Origin of the sequence: Nocardioides limicola, from assembly GCF_016827675.1 — a bacterium.
Lineage (GTDB): Bacteria > Actinomycetota > Actinomycetes > Propionibacteriales > Nocardioidaceae > Nocardioides > Nocardioides limicola.
On record NZ_JAERJA010000002.1, the window covers coordinates 231,551 to 245,463 of the forward strand.

Here is a 13,913-nt window from a genome sequence, read left to right on the forward strand (position 1 = left end):
CGCGGTGCGGTTCACGAGGGGGTACGTGGTGATTCTGACCCACCCCCGCCAGCTTCCCCAACTCGGGACGCAGTGTCGTGAGACACGTCGCGTTCACCGGAGGTTTCCGATTCGGGTACCTCGGCCCCGGCAGCCGCCGCGGCCGCCGCCTGGTCGGTGCCCGGTCGACGCTGCAGCGCCCACCCCTCGAGGTTGCGCTGGGGACCAGCGGAGACGGCCAGCGCACCCGGCGGCACATCACGGCGTACCACCGTCCCGGCGCCGGTCCCGGCCCCGTCACCGATGACCACGGGGGCGACGAAGGTGCTGTTGGAGGCCGTGCGGGCGTGCCGGCCGACGACGGTGCGGTGCTTGGCGACGCCGTCGTAGTTGGCGAAGACCGTGCCGGCGCCGATGTTGGCCCCCTCACCGATCTCGGCGTCGCCGACGTAGGTCAGGTGCGGCACCTTGGCCCCCGGACCGATGTCGGCGTTCTTGGTCTCCACGAAGCCACCGATCTTGCCGGCCTCGCCCAGGGTGGTGCCGGGGCGCAGGTGCGCGAAGGGGCCGACGGTGGCCTCGGCCCCGATCACCGCGAGCTCGCCGTGGGTGCGGACCACCCGGGCCGCCCGACCCACCTCGCAGTCCTTGAGGGTGGTGTCGGGTCCGATCACCGCGTCCTCGTCGACGACGGTGGCACCGAGCAACTGGGTGTTGGGCAGGATGGTGACGTCGGCGGCGAGGACCACGTCGGCATCGATCCAGGTGGTGGTCGGATCCATGACGCTCACCCCGTCCTTCATCCACCGGGTGACGATCCGACGGTTCAGCTCCGCACCGAGCGCCGCCAGTTGCGCCCGGTCGTTGGCGCCCTCGGTCTGTCGCACGTCCTCGACCGTGTGCGCGCCGACGGTGAGGCCGTCGGCACGGGCGATACCGACCACGTCGGTGAGGTAGAACTCCCCGTTCGCGTTGTCGTTGCCGATCCGGTCCAGGGCCTCGCGGAGGAAGGCCGCATCGAAGGCGAGGATCCCGGAGTTGATCTCCCGGATCTCCCGCTGCCCGGGGGTGGCGTCCTTCTCCTCGACGATGCCCTCGACGTCGCCTTCGGGACCGCGCACCACCCGGCCGTAGCCGAACGGGTTCGCCACCACGCCGGAGAGGATGCTGACCGCGCGCTCGGCGGCCTCGTGCTCCTCGGCGAACCGGCGTAGCGCGTCTCCCTGCAGCAGGGGTGTGTCGCCGGCGGCGACCAGCACCGTCCCGGTGCGGCAGTCGCAGGCCTCCATGGCCACCTTGACCGCGTGTCCGGTGCCCAACTGCTGCTCCTGGACGGCGAGCACGGCACCGGGGGCGCACTCCTGGATGTGCTGGCCGACCTGCTCACGCTGGTGGCCGACCACGGCCACGATCCGCTCCGGCTCACAGGCGGCGACCGCGGTGAGCACGTGGCCGATCATCGACCTGCCCCCGATCGGGTGCAGCACCTTCATGGTCTTGGACTTCATGCGCGTGCCGCCGCCGGCGGCGAGCACGATCACGGTGAGGTTCTTCGGCACTCGGTCACTGTAGGCGACCAGCCACCGAGATGCGCCAAGCCCGGTGGGGGGACGCATCGAAGGGGGACAACTGGCTCCCCGGGTAGGAGTCGAACCTACGTCGCTAATCCTGATTCAAAGTCAGGCGGGCCCTGCCGGCAGACCAACCGGGGATTGATCCCCACCACCCTAATGAAGCGCGCGCCGGTTCCACGAACCGGCACGGTCGCGCGGCTAGATTGAGGTGCGTGGACCTCCCTGTGATGCCGCCCATCCGGCCGATGCTGGCCAAGTCGATGTCCAGGATGCCGGTCGGCGACTACGCGTTCGAGCCGAAGTGGGACGGCTTCCGCTGTCTGCTCTTCAAGGACGGCGACGAGGTGGAGTTGACCTCCCGCAACACCAAACCGCTGACCCGCTACTTCCCCGAGGTGGTCGCCGCGGCCCGCGAACAACTGCCCGCGCGCTGCGTGCTCGACGGGGAGCTCTTCGTCGCCCGGACCAGCGCGGACGGTCAGGGCCGGCTCCAGTTCGAGGTGTTGCAGGAGCGGATCCATCCGGCCGCCTCCCGGATCGCCCTGCTCGCCGAGCAGACTCCGGCCTCCTACGTGGCCTTCGACCTGCTGGCCCTCGGCGACACGTCGTACGTCGACCGTCCGTTCGGGCAGCGCAGGGCCGCCGCCGAGGCTGCGCTGACCGGGCTGGCCGGGCCGTGCCACCTGACCCGGATCACCACCGACCCGGAGGTGGCCGCCGAGTGGTTCACCACTTTCGAGGGTGCCGGCCTGGACGGTGTCATCGCTAAACCGCTGGAGGCGCCGTACACCGAGAACGCCCGGGTGATGGGCAAGCTCAAGCACGAGCGCACCGCGGACGTGGTGGTCGCCGGATACCGCGAACACAAGACCAGCACCGAGCAGCGGCCGCTGCTGGGCAGCCTGCTGCTCGGCCTGTACGACGGCGACACGCTGCAGCACGTCGGCGTCTCGGCCAGTTTCACCGCCGCCCGCCGCGCCGAACTGATCGACGAACTCCAGCCCCTGGTGTGCGACCTGGCCGACCACCCGTGGGGCGCCTGGAGTGACTGGGCGGTCGCGAACCCCGACCGGGTGCCCGGCACCCAGAGCCGGTGGAGCCAGGGCAAGGACCTCAGCTTCACCCCGTTGCGGCCCGAGCGCGTGCTGGAGGTCAAGTACGACCACATGGAAGGTCGGCGGTTCCGGCACACCGCACAGTTCAAGCGATGGCGGCCGGATCGCGAGCCGGCCAGTTGTGGCTACGACCAGCTCGAGGAGCCGCAGACTTACGATCTCGCGCGTATTCTGGGTACATCCTGACTCATCGGGAGGCGATGGCAGTGACCGCTGAAGCAGACCCCGCCCTGGAGGGGCCCTACAACGTCGTACTGCTCGTGGAGCAGGCGCTGACACCCGCGGACGCAGCGCAGGTGCAGTCGCTGCACGAGGCCTTGGACGACGTCCACTACCACGTACTGCTGCCCATGGAGGATGCCGCCGGCCGGATCGAAGCGGCGATGGGCTCGCTCGCCGGCGGTGAGGCGCTCGCCTCACCGGCGATGGTCATCGACCAGGCCGAGATCGAGGCGGTCCGCCGGGACTGCCACGACCGCTCCCAGTCCGCCCTCGACCAGACGCTGCAGCGGCTGCGGGACGTCGGCGCGGACGTCGAGGGACAGTTGATCACCGGGCATCCGGTCGACGCGCTCGCCGAGACGCTGAGCACGATCGACGGTCAGGAGGCGATCATCTTGACCCGACCGCACGTGGTCGCGGAGTTCTTCCACGTGGACTGGACCTCGCAGGCTCGCCGCAAACTCGGCGTCCCGGTGCTGCACCTGCTGGAGCACGACGAGTCGGACTGAGATCACTCCACCCTGTTCCCGTCGTCGTCCCAGTGCTCGGCGACCTTCTTGCTCGGCTGCACCCGGGGCGGCTCGCCGGGCATCTTCGGGTGGTCGGGCGGGAACGGCATCTCCCCCAGCCCTGACTCCTCATACAGCGCCAGCAGGGGCGTGATGTCGTGCGCCGACTCGTCGAGATCGGCCCACGGGTCGTGCTCGGCGAGCCGTTCGGGAACGGTGAAGAGATTCAGTGCGCCCGGGTCGTCGAGGTCCGCGAGCTCGGTCCAGGTCAGGGGGGTCGACACCGCCGCTCCCGGCACCGGTCGCAATGAGTACGCGGAGGCGATGGTGCGGTCGCGGCAGTTCTGGTTGTAGTCCACGAAGATCCGCTCGCCGCGCTCCTCCTTCCACCAGGCGGTGGTGACCTGGTCGTCGCGGCGCTCCAGCTCCCGACCGAACCCGATCGCCGCGTGCCGGACGTCCCCGAACTCCCAGTCCGGCCGGATCCGCACGTAGATATGCACCCCGCGGTTGCCGGAGGTCTTGCAGAAGCCGGTCAGGCCGAACTCCTCGAGCAGTTCGCGGGCCGCGCCGGCGACGCGCACCGTGTCCGCGAACGTGGTGCCGGGTTGGGGGTCCAGGTCGAGGCGCAGTTCGTCGGGTCGGTCCACGTCGGCGCGCCGCACCGGCCAGGGGTGGAAGGTGACGGTGCCCATGTGCGCGGCCCAGACCATCACCGCCGGTTCGGTCGGACAGATCTCCTCGGCGGTGCGTCCGGAGGGGAAGGTGATCCGGGCGGTCTCGACGTAGTCGGGAGCCCCCTTGGGGACCCGCTTCTGATAGAACGCGTCGGCCTTGTCACCAGGGCCGGTGGCCAGCCGGATGCCCGGCAGCACTCCTCGGGGCCAACGTTCCAGGGCGGTGGGCCGGTCCCGCAGCGCCGGCATCAGTCCATCGGCGACATCGGCGTAGTACTGCGCGACCATCACCTTGGTGACCTCGGGTGTGTGGTCGGTGGCGGGGTAGATCACCCGGTCCGGGCTGGAGACACGCACCTCGCGCTCCCCCACCGACACGAAAGCCTGTTCACTCTTCGCCATGGCCCCAACCTAGATGAGTAGCCGCTACTCAGGCGCACGGCTTCGCGGCCGCCTAGGCTCTGCGCTGGTAGCGAGGAGGCCCGATGGACAACTATCAACGGCTCGGCGGTGCGTCAGCGGTGATGACAGCTGTCAGCGTCTTCTATCAGCGCGTGCTTCACGACCCCGCCCTGGCCGGGTACTTCGCCGGCGTCGACATGGAACGGCTACGCGCCCACCAGCAGGCCTTCCTGACCCATATCCTCGGCGGACCCGATCACTTCACCGGTCGCAGTGTCGCTGCGGCTCACGCCCGGCTGGCGATCAGCGGGGACGCCTTCGACCGGACCGTGGAGCATGCGGTGCTGGCGTTGCGGGACCTGGGCGCTGACGAGGAGATCCTCACCGAGGTGCGCACCCGGATGGACGGACTTCGGGAGCAGATCGTCACATCTGAGCAAGCTCCCGCCGACTGCTGATGCCCAGCTTGGCGTAGACCGACTGCAGGTGATTGTCGACCGTCCGCGAGGAGAGGAAGAGGTGTCCGGCGATCTCCTTGCTGGTGGCACCAGCGGCCGCCATCCGCGCGATCTCGCGCTCTCTGGGTGTCAGCGGGTCCGCGGAGTCGACCACACGGAGGGCCGGGACCTGGACCTCGGGGCAACGGCGCGCCAGCTCCTCGGCCCGCGCCCGTGTCGGTCCCATGTCCCGACCCCGCGGCAACGAACGGGTCGCCGTCGCAGCGGCTGCTGCGGCCAGCCGGAAAGCCCCCGCCTCCTCCCATTCGCCGGCGACCGCGATCAGTGCCTCGTGGTCGCCGGCCGCACTCGCCTCGGCGTGCCTGGCGAGTCGGTCGAGGTAGGGGCTGCCGGCCTCCTCGGCGATCTCTCGCAGTGGTGTGACCGCCTCAGCCGCCCGGTCCGCCTCGACCGCCAACTGCCAAGCATGCGCGGCCAGTTGCAGGTGCCCCGCGGCGTGAGCCTCCTTGGCAGCTGACCTGACTGCTGCCACCGCGGACTCGATGTCGTCCGAGGCCACCGCGAGCCAGGCCTGGGAGATCTCCCGCAGCGGCCCGGCCACCTCACCCGGAGCCACCGCCTCCAGCACTGCGCTGGCCTGCTCCACCTGACCGGCCAGACTGTGCGCGGCGGCCAGGCTGAGGCGGGCCAGCGACGCCAGGCCAGGCGGCCCGACGGCCGTCGCGCTGCTGACCGTCTCATCCAGCCAACGTTGCGCCGCATCGAGTTGCCCGGCCTCCAGCGCGATCCGGCCCAGCAGGTACTCCGCGCAGCGCACGACGATCTCGTCGCGCGAGGTGAACCCCTCTTCGAGTGCTCGGACAGCCGTGGCACGCGCACGCGCATGGTCTGCGCACAGGTGCTGCACGGTGGCCAGCGTCAACGCGGTCTCGCCGACCGTGAGACCAGGCACCTGCAAAGTTGAATCCCGGGCGAAGTCCATCGCCTGCTCGGCAGCCGCCACGGCCGCGGACTGCTGTCCACGGCAGGCGAGCGGGAGCGCCCAGGCGTGAGCCAGGACGGCCTGTTCCGGCTCCGAGTCGCCCAAGAGTTCCGCTGCCGCCGCGACGGCGCCTTCGGCAGCAGCGGCCTGGCCTGCTGGCAACAAGGCCATCGCCCTGGCCAGACTGACACCCGCCTGGGCCAGCGGACCGGTGGCAGCGACTCCCTCCAGCAGTTCGAGCGCGGCGTGTGGTCCCCTGCCGGTCAACACCGCCACCATGGCTATCGGCAGCGTCACCTCGAGCCCATGCGGATGACGACCCAGGACCAGCATCGCTTCCTCGGTCCGCCCGGTGCGCAGCAGCGCGGCGCCCCGCAGCAGCAACAGTTCCGGATCCTCCGGCACGCCCGAGAGCCCGGCGGCGGTGAACCTGAGCACGCTGAGGTGGTCCCGGGCCGCGGCGGCGATCCGGGCAGCCGACCGGAGGGCATCGAGGTTCGGTGTGACGCCAGCCTCGAGTTGCCAGGTGGTCACCTGGAGCAGGTCGGGTTCGCCCCCTGACTCACCGGCCAGCAGAGCCGCCTGCTCGGTGAGGATGTCCTCTCGGCGCAGCCGAGCCATCGTGTCGGCAACCACCGAGGTCACGACTGGGTCGGCCAGTGTCACCCGGTCGTCGCTGACGCTGATCAGGCCCTCGTCCTCAAGAACCCTCAGGTGACGCCGCACCTCGGTCCCAGGCAGGTGCATCGGCCGCAGTGGACCGCAGACCGCGAGCCGCTCCACGATCTCGCGACCGTCCGGATCGAGGTGATCGATCCTGGCCAGGACGAGGTCCCGCAGCGTAGGCGTCGTCCCAGGATCCCCGATGAGCTGCCAGATCCCGGACCTCTCGGCCAGCGTTCCTTCGGCCAGAGCAGCGCTGGTCAGTTCGCGAAGGTACAGGGGGCTTCCCCCGCTGGCGTCGTGGAGCGTTGTCACCGCTCGCCGGGCCACACGGCCGCCGAGCACGGTTTCCAGGAGCCGCTGAGCCATCGTTGCTGTGAAGGGGCCCAGATCCACCCGGACGTCGCAGGCAGTGTTCCAAGCGGCAACGAACGCATCCGGGACCGGTTCACCGGCGCGGACCGCGGCCAGAACCTTGATCCGGCGCGCCGCCGCGAGTTGGGCGATGAGGAGCTGGGACGTCGGATCGAGCAACGTCACGTCGTCGGCGATGACGACCGTGGGGCGACCCTTCGCCTCCCCGCCCAGCGCTGCCCCGGCAAAGGCGAACAACTGTCCCGGATCGGCCAACCGATCGTCATGGAGGGCGTGGGCGGGAAGGTGCGCGGACAACGCCCCCAGCGGCACCGTGGCCAGGATCTGACTGCCCGTCACGTGCACGACATGGCCCACGTCCGGACCGAGACGGTGCGCCAGTTCGGCCAGCAGTCGCGACCGACCTACGCCCGCCTCCCCGTGCACGGTGACGATCCACGCCGGACCACCGAGGGCCCGCAGCACCGTAGCCATCTCGTCCTCACGCCCGACCAGCGGCCACCGGCTCGAGATCCCCTGGTTCATCGGCCGATCCCCCAACGGACCCACCTCCTTCCTCCCTCCGCGGCCGATTCTAGGGGCGCGAGAGTCCGTGCGGGTGAGTAATCGGGGCAACCGGGGTGAGCAATCCTTCCCCGCACTTGAGCAGCCCGATGAGCAGCCGTTGCCCATCCGGATCGAGGGGCTCGCCCGCCAGGGTGGGAGCACCAGTTGTAGACAACGAAGGATGACCCATGTCCCTCTCCACCCGCGCCGTCGCAGCGATCACTGCCTTGGCGACCTCCGTCGTGGTGCTCGCGTCCGCACCGGCGAGCCACGCCAACAACCCGGATGACGCCCCGACCGGCCAACGTCTCTACCTGAGCACGCCGGCCGGCGTACCACTACACGGCAACTTCTGTGCCGGGGCCACCGACCCGCAAGGTGACCCGATCTCGGTTGCCGAGGCCACGGTGTCCAGCAGCCACCAATTGACCTACGACACGGCCACCTGCAACTACACCTTCACCCCAGGGGCCCTCAGCCCGGACGCACACCAAGTGCAGACGATCTTCTTCAAGCTGACCGACGGCACCAACGTCAGCCCGTGGCAGGCCCACCACATCACCGTGGGACGTCCCGGCAATGCCCCGGTCATCGCCCAGCCCAAGACATTCACCATCGGCAAGGACCGCTGGTTGCTCTTCCGCGACAAAGACGCCGAACTGACTGCCGGCGACGTGGACCCCGAGGGCGCGCCGGTGAGCGTCTACAACATGACGAATCTCGAGCACCTGGTCTCTCAACCCGCCGCTTCGTTGATATCTCAGTCCTTCCTGCCCGGCGAGGAGATGCTCGGCGTCCCGGCGCTGGGCGACCGGGCGATGAGATACCGGCCACCCACCGGCTTCGTGGGTGAGCGGCGACTGGTCTACAGCGTGACCGACGGGGTGAACCGCACCGAGCAAGTGTTCACGATCGTGGTCACCGATCCCGGGCCGTTCCAGAATCCCGTCGCCAAGGACGACCACTACGAGGTCCCCAGGAACCAGAAGATCACTGTGACCGAGGCCAACGGACTCCTGGTCAACGACCACGATCCAGACTCCACCCTCTTCCGGGTCGCTGGCTACACCGACCCCAAGCACGGCACCATCAGCGACTACAACTCCTACACCGGCACCTTCACCTACACCCCGGACCCTGGATTCACCGGGATCGACTCCATGAAGTACTACCTGGTCGACGGGGAGGACAACATCAGCGACCTGGCCACGGTGACGTTCGAAGTCAAGACGATGTCACCGGTGGCGGTCGATGACCACTTCCAGGTCTCCCAGGACACTCCCCTGGTGATCCCGGTCTCCTCGCTGACCGCCAACGACCACGACCCCGACTCCGAGTTCAGCATCGCCGGCTTCTTCCCGGCGACGTTCGGGACCGTGGCCTGGGACCAGGCGGCGGGCACCATCACGTACACGCCCAACCCCGGCTACAGCGGCGGCGACGAGTTCGCCTACCGGCTGAACGACCCCGACGGCAACTACAGCAACTGGGCCACCGTGTCGATCACGGTGGTGGCCGCGGGCCAGAACCACCCTCCGGTGGCTCACAACGACAGCTACCAGGTACGCCGCGGCGGCGTGTTGGTGGTGCCGGCTCACCTCGGGCCGTTGGCCAACGACACCGATGCCGACGGCGACACGATCGAGATCGACAGTGTCGACCCGCCCGCCCATGGAAGTTTCACCGCCTTCGACAAGAAGACCGGAGCCTTCACCTACGTCCCCGCGCCGAACTGGCAGGGTGTGGTCACCGTCGGCTACCGGGCGATCGACAGCGAAGGCAACATGAGCGGTACCGCCACGATCACGATCACCGTCTTCAACGACCCGCCCGTCGCCCACGACGACCACTACGAGACCGTTGTTGACGTCCCGCTGGTGGTTCCTGCGAGCAGTGGGTTGCTGGCCAACGACGTCGACCTGGAGGGCGAGAAGCTGCGCATCATCAGCATCACACTGCCCCAGCACGGCGCCGTCGACTATGACCAGCACACCGGGGCGTTCACCTACACCCCGAAGCCGGGCTTCACGGGAGTCGACACGTTCACCTACAGGATCCGGGACGAGGCTCTCCAAGAGTCCGGTCCGGCGACCGTGACGATCACGGTCGCTCCCGGCAAGGTCACCACCGCCACGCCGACGATCGGTGGCACCTTCAAGGTCGGCGAAAGGCTCACTGCCTCACCTGGCACATGGAGCCCCGAAGGAGTCACGTTGAGCTACCAGTGGCTGCGCAACGGCAAGCCGATCCCGGCGGCTACCGGCCCGTCGTACCGCCTAGCCGCCGCGGACCTGAACACGACGGTGAGCGTCCGGGTGACCGGCGAGCGACAGGGCTTCGCCAGCGCGCACAGCACCAGTACGGCGAAGACGGTTCAACCCGGAACGTTGCAGGGCGCACGCCCGAAGATCCGCGGGACCGCCCGGCCCGGCCGGAGCCTGCGCGCCGCGGCCGGCACCTGGGGACCCGGCGAGGTGACACTGCGCTACCAGTGGCTGCGCAACGGCAAGCGGATCAAGGGCGCCACGAAGCAGCGGTACCGACTGACCCAGAAGGACAAGGGCCGCCGGATCACCGTGCGGGTGACCGGCCGCAAGACCGGGTACACGACGCTGAGCCGGACCCCCCCCCCCCCGGGGGTGGGCTGACGGGCGCCGCTGGGGGGCGGGGCCGCCGCCGCCGCACCGCTGCGTGCTCTGGCGCCCAGTACCCTGAAACACATGGAACCGCGGGCGAAGAGCGATGAGCAGTGGCGGGCCGAACTGACCCCCCAGGAGTACGCCGTGCTCCGCAAGGCCGGCACCGAGCCGGCGTTCACCGGCGAGTACACCGACACCGAGACCGTCGGCGTCTACTCCTGCAAGGGCTGTGGCAGCGAACTGTTCCGCAGCGACACCAAGTTCCACTCAGGGTGCGGCTGGCCGAGTTTCTACCAGCCGCTCAGCGACACCGTCGAGTACATCGAGGACACCTCGCACGGGATGCGTCGCACCGAGGTGCGCTGTGCGACCTGCGGCTCGCATCTGGGGCATGTGTTTCCCGACGGCTACGGCACTCCGACCGGGGACCGCTACTGCATCAACTCGATCGCGCTGACGTTGGAGCCCCGCGACGACTGAGGCCGCCCGCATGAAGGCATCGTCAGTAGCCGGCGAACATCTGCACCCAGTACCGGCGCCCGCCCGAGTCGGACGCCATCCCGGCCACCATCACCTGCCAACCCGGATCGAGCATGTGCGCCCGGTGCGCGGGCGAGCGCTTCCACGCCCGGACCACCCGGCGCGGTGTGGAGAAGCCGGTGGCGACGTTCTCCGCGATGCGGCTCATCCCACACCGCCGCATCACCCGTCGGAGTCTGGCGGGTGACTGGTGGAACAACCGCTGCTGCTCGGCCATCCGCCTGGCATGGCGTTGCGCCGCCCGGCGCAGGCAGCCCTTGCGGCCCAAGGTGCGGAGTTGATTGTTCTCCCGGAACTTGTTGGTCAGCTCGACCACGCGCTGCTCCGGAACCGTCATCGCGGTGTGTGCCGGCACGGTGACCAGCCCGAGCAGTGCCGCGGACAGGACCGCGACGAGGAGTCGCTTCATCTGTTGACTCGCCCGCTCAGCCGGTGTGGACGCCGCGCTCGCCGGCGTCGGTGAGTCTGGCCTCCTCCAGGGCCTGGGCCTCCAGTCTGGTCCGCACCGAGTTCCACTCCACCGGCGAGGAGGCCACCGACGCTGTGCCGCCCTTGAGCTTCTTGATGGCTCGGCGCGCGTAGATCTGCTGCACGGTCGCGGTCCGCTCCTGACGGTCGTTGCTGACGAAGGTGACCATCCAGTGCATCAGCGCGGTGAACCGGTTCTTGAAGCCGGTCAGGTAGAGCAGGTGCACGGCCAACCACATCAGCCAGGCGAGGAACCCGGACAGGTGCACCTTGCCGACGAGGGCGACGGCGCTGAACCGGGAGATGGTCGCCATGGACCCCTTGTCGAAGTACTTGAACGGCCCCTGGGAGGGCTTCTCCTCGACCCGGCGGGTGATCTCCTTGGCGGCGTACTTGCCGCCCTGGATCGCCACCTGAGCGACGCCGGGCAGGTTGTCCAACGCCATCATGTCGCCGACCACGAAGACCTCGGGGTGGCCCGGCAGCGTCAGGTCGGGGTTGACCGAGATCCGTCCGGCCCGGTCCAGGCCGGCACCGGTCTGGTCGGCGAGGGTCTGGGTCAGCGCGTTGGCCTGCACTCCGGCGGCCCACACCTTGGTGGCTGCCTCGATCCGGCGGTCACTGCCGTCCTTGAACTGCACGGTCAGGCCGCGCTCGTCCAGGTCGGTCACCATCCCGCCGAGGATCACCTCGACGCCGCGCTTCTCCAGCGACTTCTGGGCCACCGCTCCGAGCTTGGCCCCGAACGGTGGCAGCACCTGGGGTGCGGCGTCGAGCATGATCACCCGGGCGTCGCGGGTGTTGATCCGCCGGAAGTCGCGGCGCAGCGTCTTGTGGGCGAGCTCGGCGATCTGGCCGGCCATCTCCACACCGGTGGGACCGGCGCCGACCACGACGAAGGTGAGGTAGCGCTCGATCTCGGCCTCGGTCTGGGCCAGTTCGGCGAGCTCGAAGGCACCGAAGATGCGGCCGCGCAGCTCGAGCGCGTCGTCGATGCTCTTCATGCCGGGCGCGAACTCGGAGAAGTGGTCGTTGCCGAAGTAGGACTGGCCGGCACCGGCGGCCACGATCAGCGAGTCGTACGACGTCACCGACTGGCGGCCCTGGATGTTGGAGACCACCGTCTTGGCGGCCAGGTCGATCTCGGTGACCTCGCCGAGGATCACCCGGGCGTTCCGCTGCTTCGCCAGCACCTCGCGGGTCGGCGGAGCGATCTCGCCCTGGGAGAGGATCCCGGTCGCCACCTGGTAGAGCAGCGGCTGGAAGAGGTGGTGGGTGGTCTTGGCGACCAGGGTGACGTCGACGTCAGACCCCTTCAGCGCCTTGGTGCCGAACAAGCCACCGAAGCCGGAGCCGATGACCACCACGTGGTGCCGCTTGGAGTCCATGGTGCCCGATTCTGACCCAGAACCGGGCCCATGGTCCTGACCTGACCAAAAACGGCGCGTTCGGGCGTGGCGTTCGCTGGGTCAGTCGGTGCCGATGCCGGAGGAGGCCAGCAGGTCGGCCTGGCAGTCCTGGATCACGGTGCGAGCCCGTTCACCCGCCTCCTCGTCGCCATGCTGGCCACCGCTGAACTCGCCGGTGAGCATGGCGACATGGTCGCCCTGGTCGACCGACTTCATGCAGGACACGTAGTCGTCCACGAGGCTGTCCTCGGCGGCGAGGGCTTCGTTGGCCTTGAGCATCGCGGCCTGGTCGTCCCAGTCGTTGCAGGAGACCACCGCCTCGGCCAGCCCGGTGGCGGTCTCCGCGGAGAGGTCGCCGGCCGGCCTGGACACCGTGAGTGCGTCGTCGACGAGCCCGTCGTCCTTCAACTGCTCGATGCCCACCTCCTCGACGAGCGCCGTGGCCGCGCATTCGGCGAAGCGCTGGCTCTCAGGGGCGTCGCCGTCGGCGAGCATCTCGACGAACCCGTCGATGACCTTCTGCTCGGCCTCGTCGACGCCACCACAGCCGGCTGCCGCCAGCAGCAGCGCCGAAGCGGCGAGTGCCGCCCGCCTCACGGGAGCCGGTCCAGCAGGTCGGCGACACTGACCCGGGCGCCGGTGTAGAAGGGCACCTCCTCGCGGACGTGCCGACGGGCATCGGAGGCGCGCAGGTGCCGCATCAGGTCGACGATCCGGTGCAGTTCGTCGGCCTCGAAGGCGAGCATCCACTCGTAGTCACCGAGCGCGAAGCTGGCGACGGTGTTGGCGCGCACGTCGCCGTAGTCGCGGGCCATCTTGCCGTGCTCGGCGAGCATCCGGCGCCGCTCGGAGTCCTCGAGCAGGTACCACTCGTACGAGCGCACGAACGGGTAGACGCAGATGTGCCGGCGCGGCTCCTCGTCGGCCAGGAACGCCGGGATGTGGGACTTGTTGAACTCGGCGGGCCGGTGCAGTGCCATCTGGCTCCACACCGGCGCCAGCCGGCGACCGAAGGCGGTCCGGCGGAGCCGGTGGTAGGCGGACTGCAGTTGCTCGCTGTCGGCGGCGTGCCACCAGACCATCAGGTCGGCGTCGGCGCGCAGCCCGGAGACGTCGTACACCCCGCGGACCACGATGTCCTCAGTGGCGAGCGCGTCGATGAGTTCCTCGACCTCGACCGCCTCGGCCTTGCGGTCGGCGTCCCCGAGCACGTCGTCGAGCCGGAAGACCGACCACATCGTGTACCGGATCGTGTCGTTGAGTTCCCGCGCCCGCGCAGCCTGTGATGCCATGGCGCCATTCTGCCTGCCCACCGAAGCGGCCGGCTCAGCGGCTCAGGTCGGGTCCGCCGGTCA

The 13,913-nt window shown here is 69.4% G+C and carries 12 protein-coding genes and 1 tRNA gene; 5 read left to right on the forward strand and 8 right to left on the reverse strand.

Annotation, left to right across the window (positions count from 1 at the left end):
- Nucleotides 1-11: 11 nt before the first annotated feature.
- Together glmU and JKG67_RS05035 are read right to left on the reverse strand one after the other, a co-directional pair.
- On the reverse strand, nt 12-1,538 hold the full coding sequence (gene glmU, locus JKG67_RS05030; protein ID WP_307816439.1) for a bifunctional UDP-N-acetylglucosamine diphosphorylase/glucosamine-1-phosphate N-acetyltransferase GlmU: 1,527 nt from the start codon (nt 1,536-1,538) through the stop codon (nt 12-14).
- Nucleotides 1,539-1,609: 71 nt separating this feature from the next.
- Nucleotides 1,610-1,691: transfer RNA gene (locus JKG67_RS05035), tRNA-Gln, on the reverse strand.
- Between the two features lie 74 nt (nt 1,692-1,765).
- Between JKG67_RS05035 and JKG67_RS05040 the strand changes: the two genes are divergently transcribed.
- Nucleotides 1,766-2,854: an ATP-dependent DNA ligase gene (locus JKG67_RS05040; protein ID WP_203336178.1), complete on the forward strand. Its 1,089-nt coding sequence runs from the start codon at nt 1,766-1,768 to the stop codon at nt 2,852-2,854.
- A 20-nt stretch (nt 2,855-2,874) separates the two neighbouring features.
- Entirely contained in the window at nt 2,875-3,399 is a 525-nt protein-coding gene (locus JKG67_RS05045) for a hypothetical protein (protein ID WP_307816440.1), read from the forward strand.
- Nucleotides 3,400-3,401: 2 nt separating this feature from the next.
- On the opposite strand, the gene JKG67_RS05050 is transcribed toward JKG67_RS05045, so the two are convergent.
- Nucleotides 3,402-4,478: a DNA polymerase domain-containing protein gene (locus JKG67_RS05050; protein ID WP_203336180.1), complete on the reverse strand. Its 1,077-nt coding sequence runs from the start codon at nt 4,476-4,478 to the stop codon at nt 3,402-3,404.
- An 83-nt stretch (nt 4,479-4,561) separates the two neighbouring features.
- Between JKG67_RS05050 and JKG67_RS05055 the strand changes: the two genes are divergently transcribed.
- Nucleotides 4,562-4,936: a group I truncated hemoglobin gene (locus tag JKG67_RS05055; RefSeq protein WP_203336181.1), complete on the forward strand. Its 375-nt coding sequence runs from the start codon at nt 4,562-4,564 to the stop codon at nt 4,934-4,936.
- Here JKG67_RS05055 and JKG67_RS05060 read toward each other — a convergent pair.
- Nucleotides 4,905-7,481, reverse strand: a complete 2,577-nt coding sequence (locus JKG67_RS05060; RefSeq protein ID WP_203336182.1) for a LuxR family transcriptional regulator — start codon at nt 7,479-7,481, stop codon at nt 4,905-4,907. The two genes, JKG67_RS05055 and JKG67_RS05060, sit on opposite strands and share 32 nt — an antisense overlap.
- Before the next feature lie 209 nt (nt 7,482-7,690).
- On the opposite strand from JKG67_RS05060, the gene JKG67_RS05065 reads away from it, so the two are divergent.
- Together JKG67_RS05065 and msrB are read left to right on the forward strand one after the other, a co-directional pair.
- Nucleotides 7,691-10,150, forward strand: a complete 2,460-nt coding sequence (locus tag JKG67_RS05065; RefSeq protein ID WP_203336183.1) for a cadherin-like domain-containing protein — start codon at nt 7,691-7,693, stop codon at nt 10,148-10,150.
- 72 nt (nt 10,151-10,222) lie between these two features.
- Nucleotides 10,223-10,621, forward strand: a complete 399-nt coding sequence (msrB, locus tag JKG67_RS05070) for a peptide-methionine (R)-S-oxide reductase MsrB (protein ID WP_203336184.1) — start codon at nt 10,223-10,225, stop codon at nt 10,619-10,621.
- A gap of 22 nt (nt 10,622-10,643) precedes the next feature.
- Here msrB and JKG67_RS05075 read toward each other — a convergent pair whose 3' ends face one another.
- The 4 genes from JKG67_RS05075 to hemQ all read right to left on the reverse strand — a co-directional run bounded on the left by JKG67_RS05075 (nt 10,644) and on the right by hemQ (nt 13,850).
- Nucleotides 10,644-11,090 (reverse strand): CAP domain-containing protein, encoded by a 447-nt coding sequence (locus JKG67_RS05075; protein ID WP_203336185.1) that lies wholly within the window; start codon nt 11,088-11,090, stop codon nt 10,644-10,646.
- A 16-nt stretch (nt 11,091-11,106) separates the two neighbouring features.
- Nucleotides 11,107-12,537: an NAD(P)/FAD-dependent oxidoreductase gene (locus tag JKG67_RS05080; protein ID WP_203336186.1), complete on the reverse strand. Its 1,431-nt coding sequence runs from the start codon at nt 12,535-12,537 to the stop codon at nt 11,107-11,109.
- 81 nt (nt 12,538-12,618) lie between these two features.
- The gene (locus tag JKG67_RS05085) at nt 12,619-13,155 is read right to left on the reverse strand and encodes a hypothetical protein (RefSeq protein WP_203336187.1); all 537 of its coding nucleotides are present in this window, start codon (nt 13,153-13,155) and stop codon (nt 12,619-12,621) included.
- Nucleotides 13,152-13,850: a hydrogen peroxide-dependent heme synthase gene (gene hemQ / locus JKG67_RS05090; protein WP_203336188.1), complete on the reverse strand. Its 699-nt coding sequence runs from the start codon at nt 13,848-13,850 to the stop codon at nt 13,152-13,154. The genes JKG67_RS05085 and hemQ overlap by 4 nt, the downstream gene beginning before the upstream one ends.
- Nucleotides 13,851-13,913: the final 63 nt, after the last annotated feature.

Excerpts from the sequence above, each read along its gene's own strand:
- JKG67_RS05050 (WP_203336180.1), bottom strand. The coding sequence starts at position 4,478 with ATGGCGAAGAGTGAACAGGCTTTCGTGTCGGTGGGGGAGCGCGAGGTG.
- JKG67_RS05055 (WP_203336181.1), top strand. The coding sequence starts at position 4,562 with ATGGACAACTATCAACGGCTCGGCGGTGCGTCAGCGGTGATGACAGCT.
- JKG67_RS05060 (WP_203336182.1), bottom strand. The coding sequence starts at position 7,481 with ATGAACCAGGGGATCTCGAGCCGGTGGCCGCTGGTCGGGCGTGAGGAC.
- JKG67_RS05065 (WP_203336183.1), top strand. The coding sequence starts at position 7,691 with ATGTCCCTCTCCACCCGCGCCGTCGCAGCGATCACTGCCTTGGCGACC.
- msrB (WP_203336184.1), top strand. The coding sequence starts at position 10,223 with ATGGAACCGCGGGCGAAGAGCGATGAGCAGTGGCGGGCCGAACTGACC.
- JKG67_RS05075 (WP_203336185.1), bottom strand. The coding sequence starts at position 11,090 with ATGAAGCGACTCCTCGTCGCGGTCCTGTCCGCGGCACTGCTCGGGCTG.
- JKG67_RS05080 (WP_203336186.1), bottom strand. The coding sequence starts at position 12,537 with ATGGACTCCAAGCGGCACCACGTGGTGGTCATCGGCTCCGGCTTCGGT.
- hemQ (WP_203336188.1), bottom strand. The coding sequence starts at position 13,850 with ATGGCATCACAGGCTGCGCGGGCGCGGGAACTCAACGACACGATCCGG.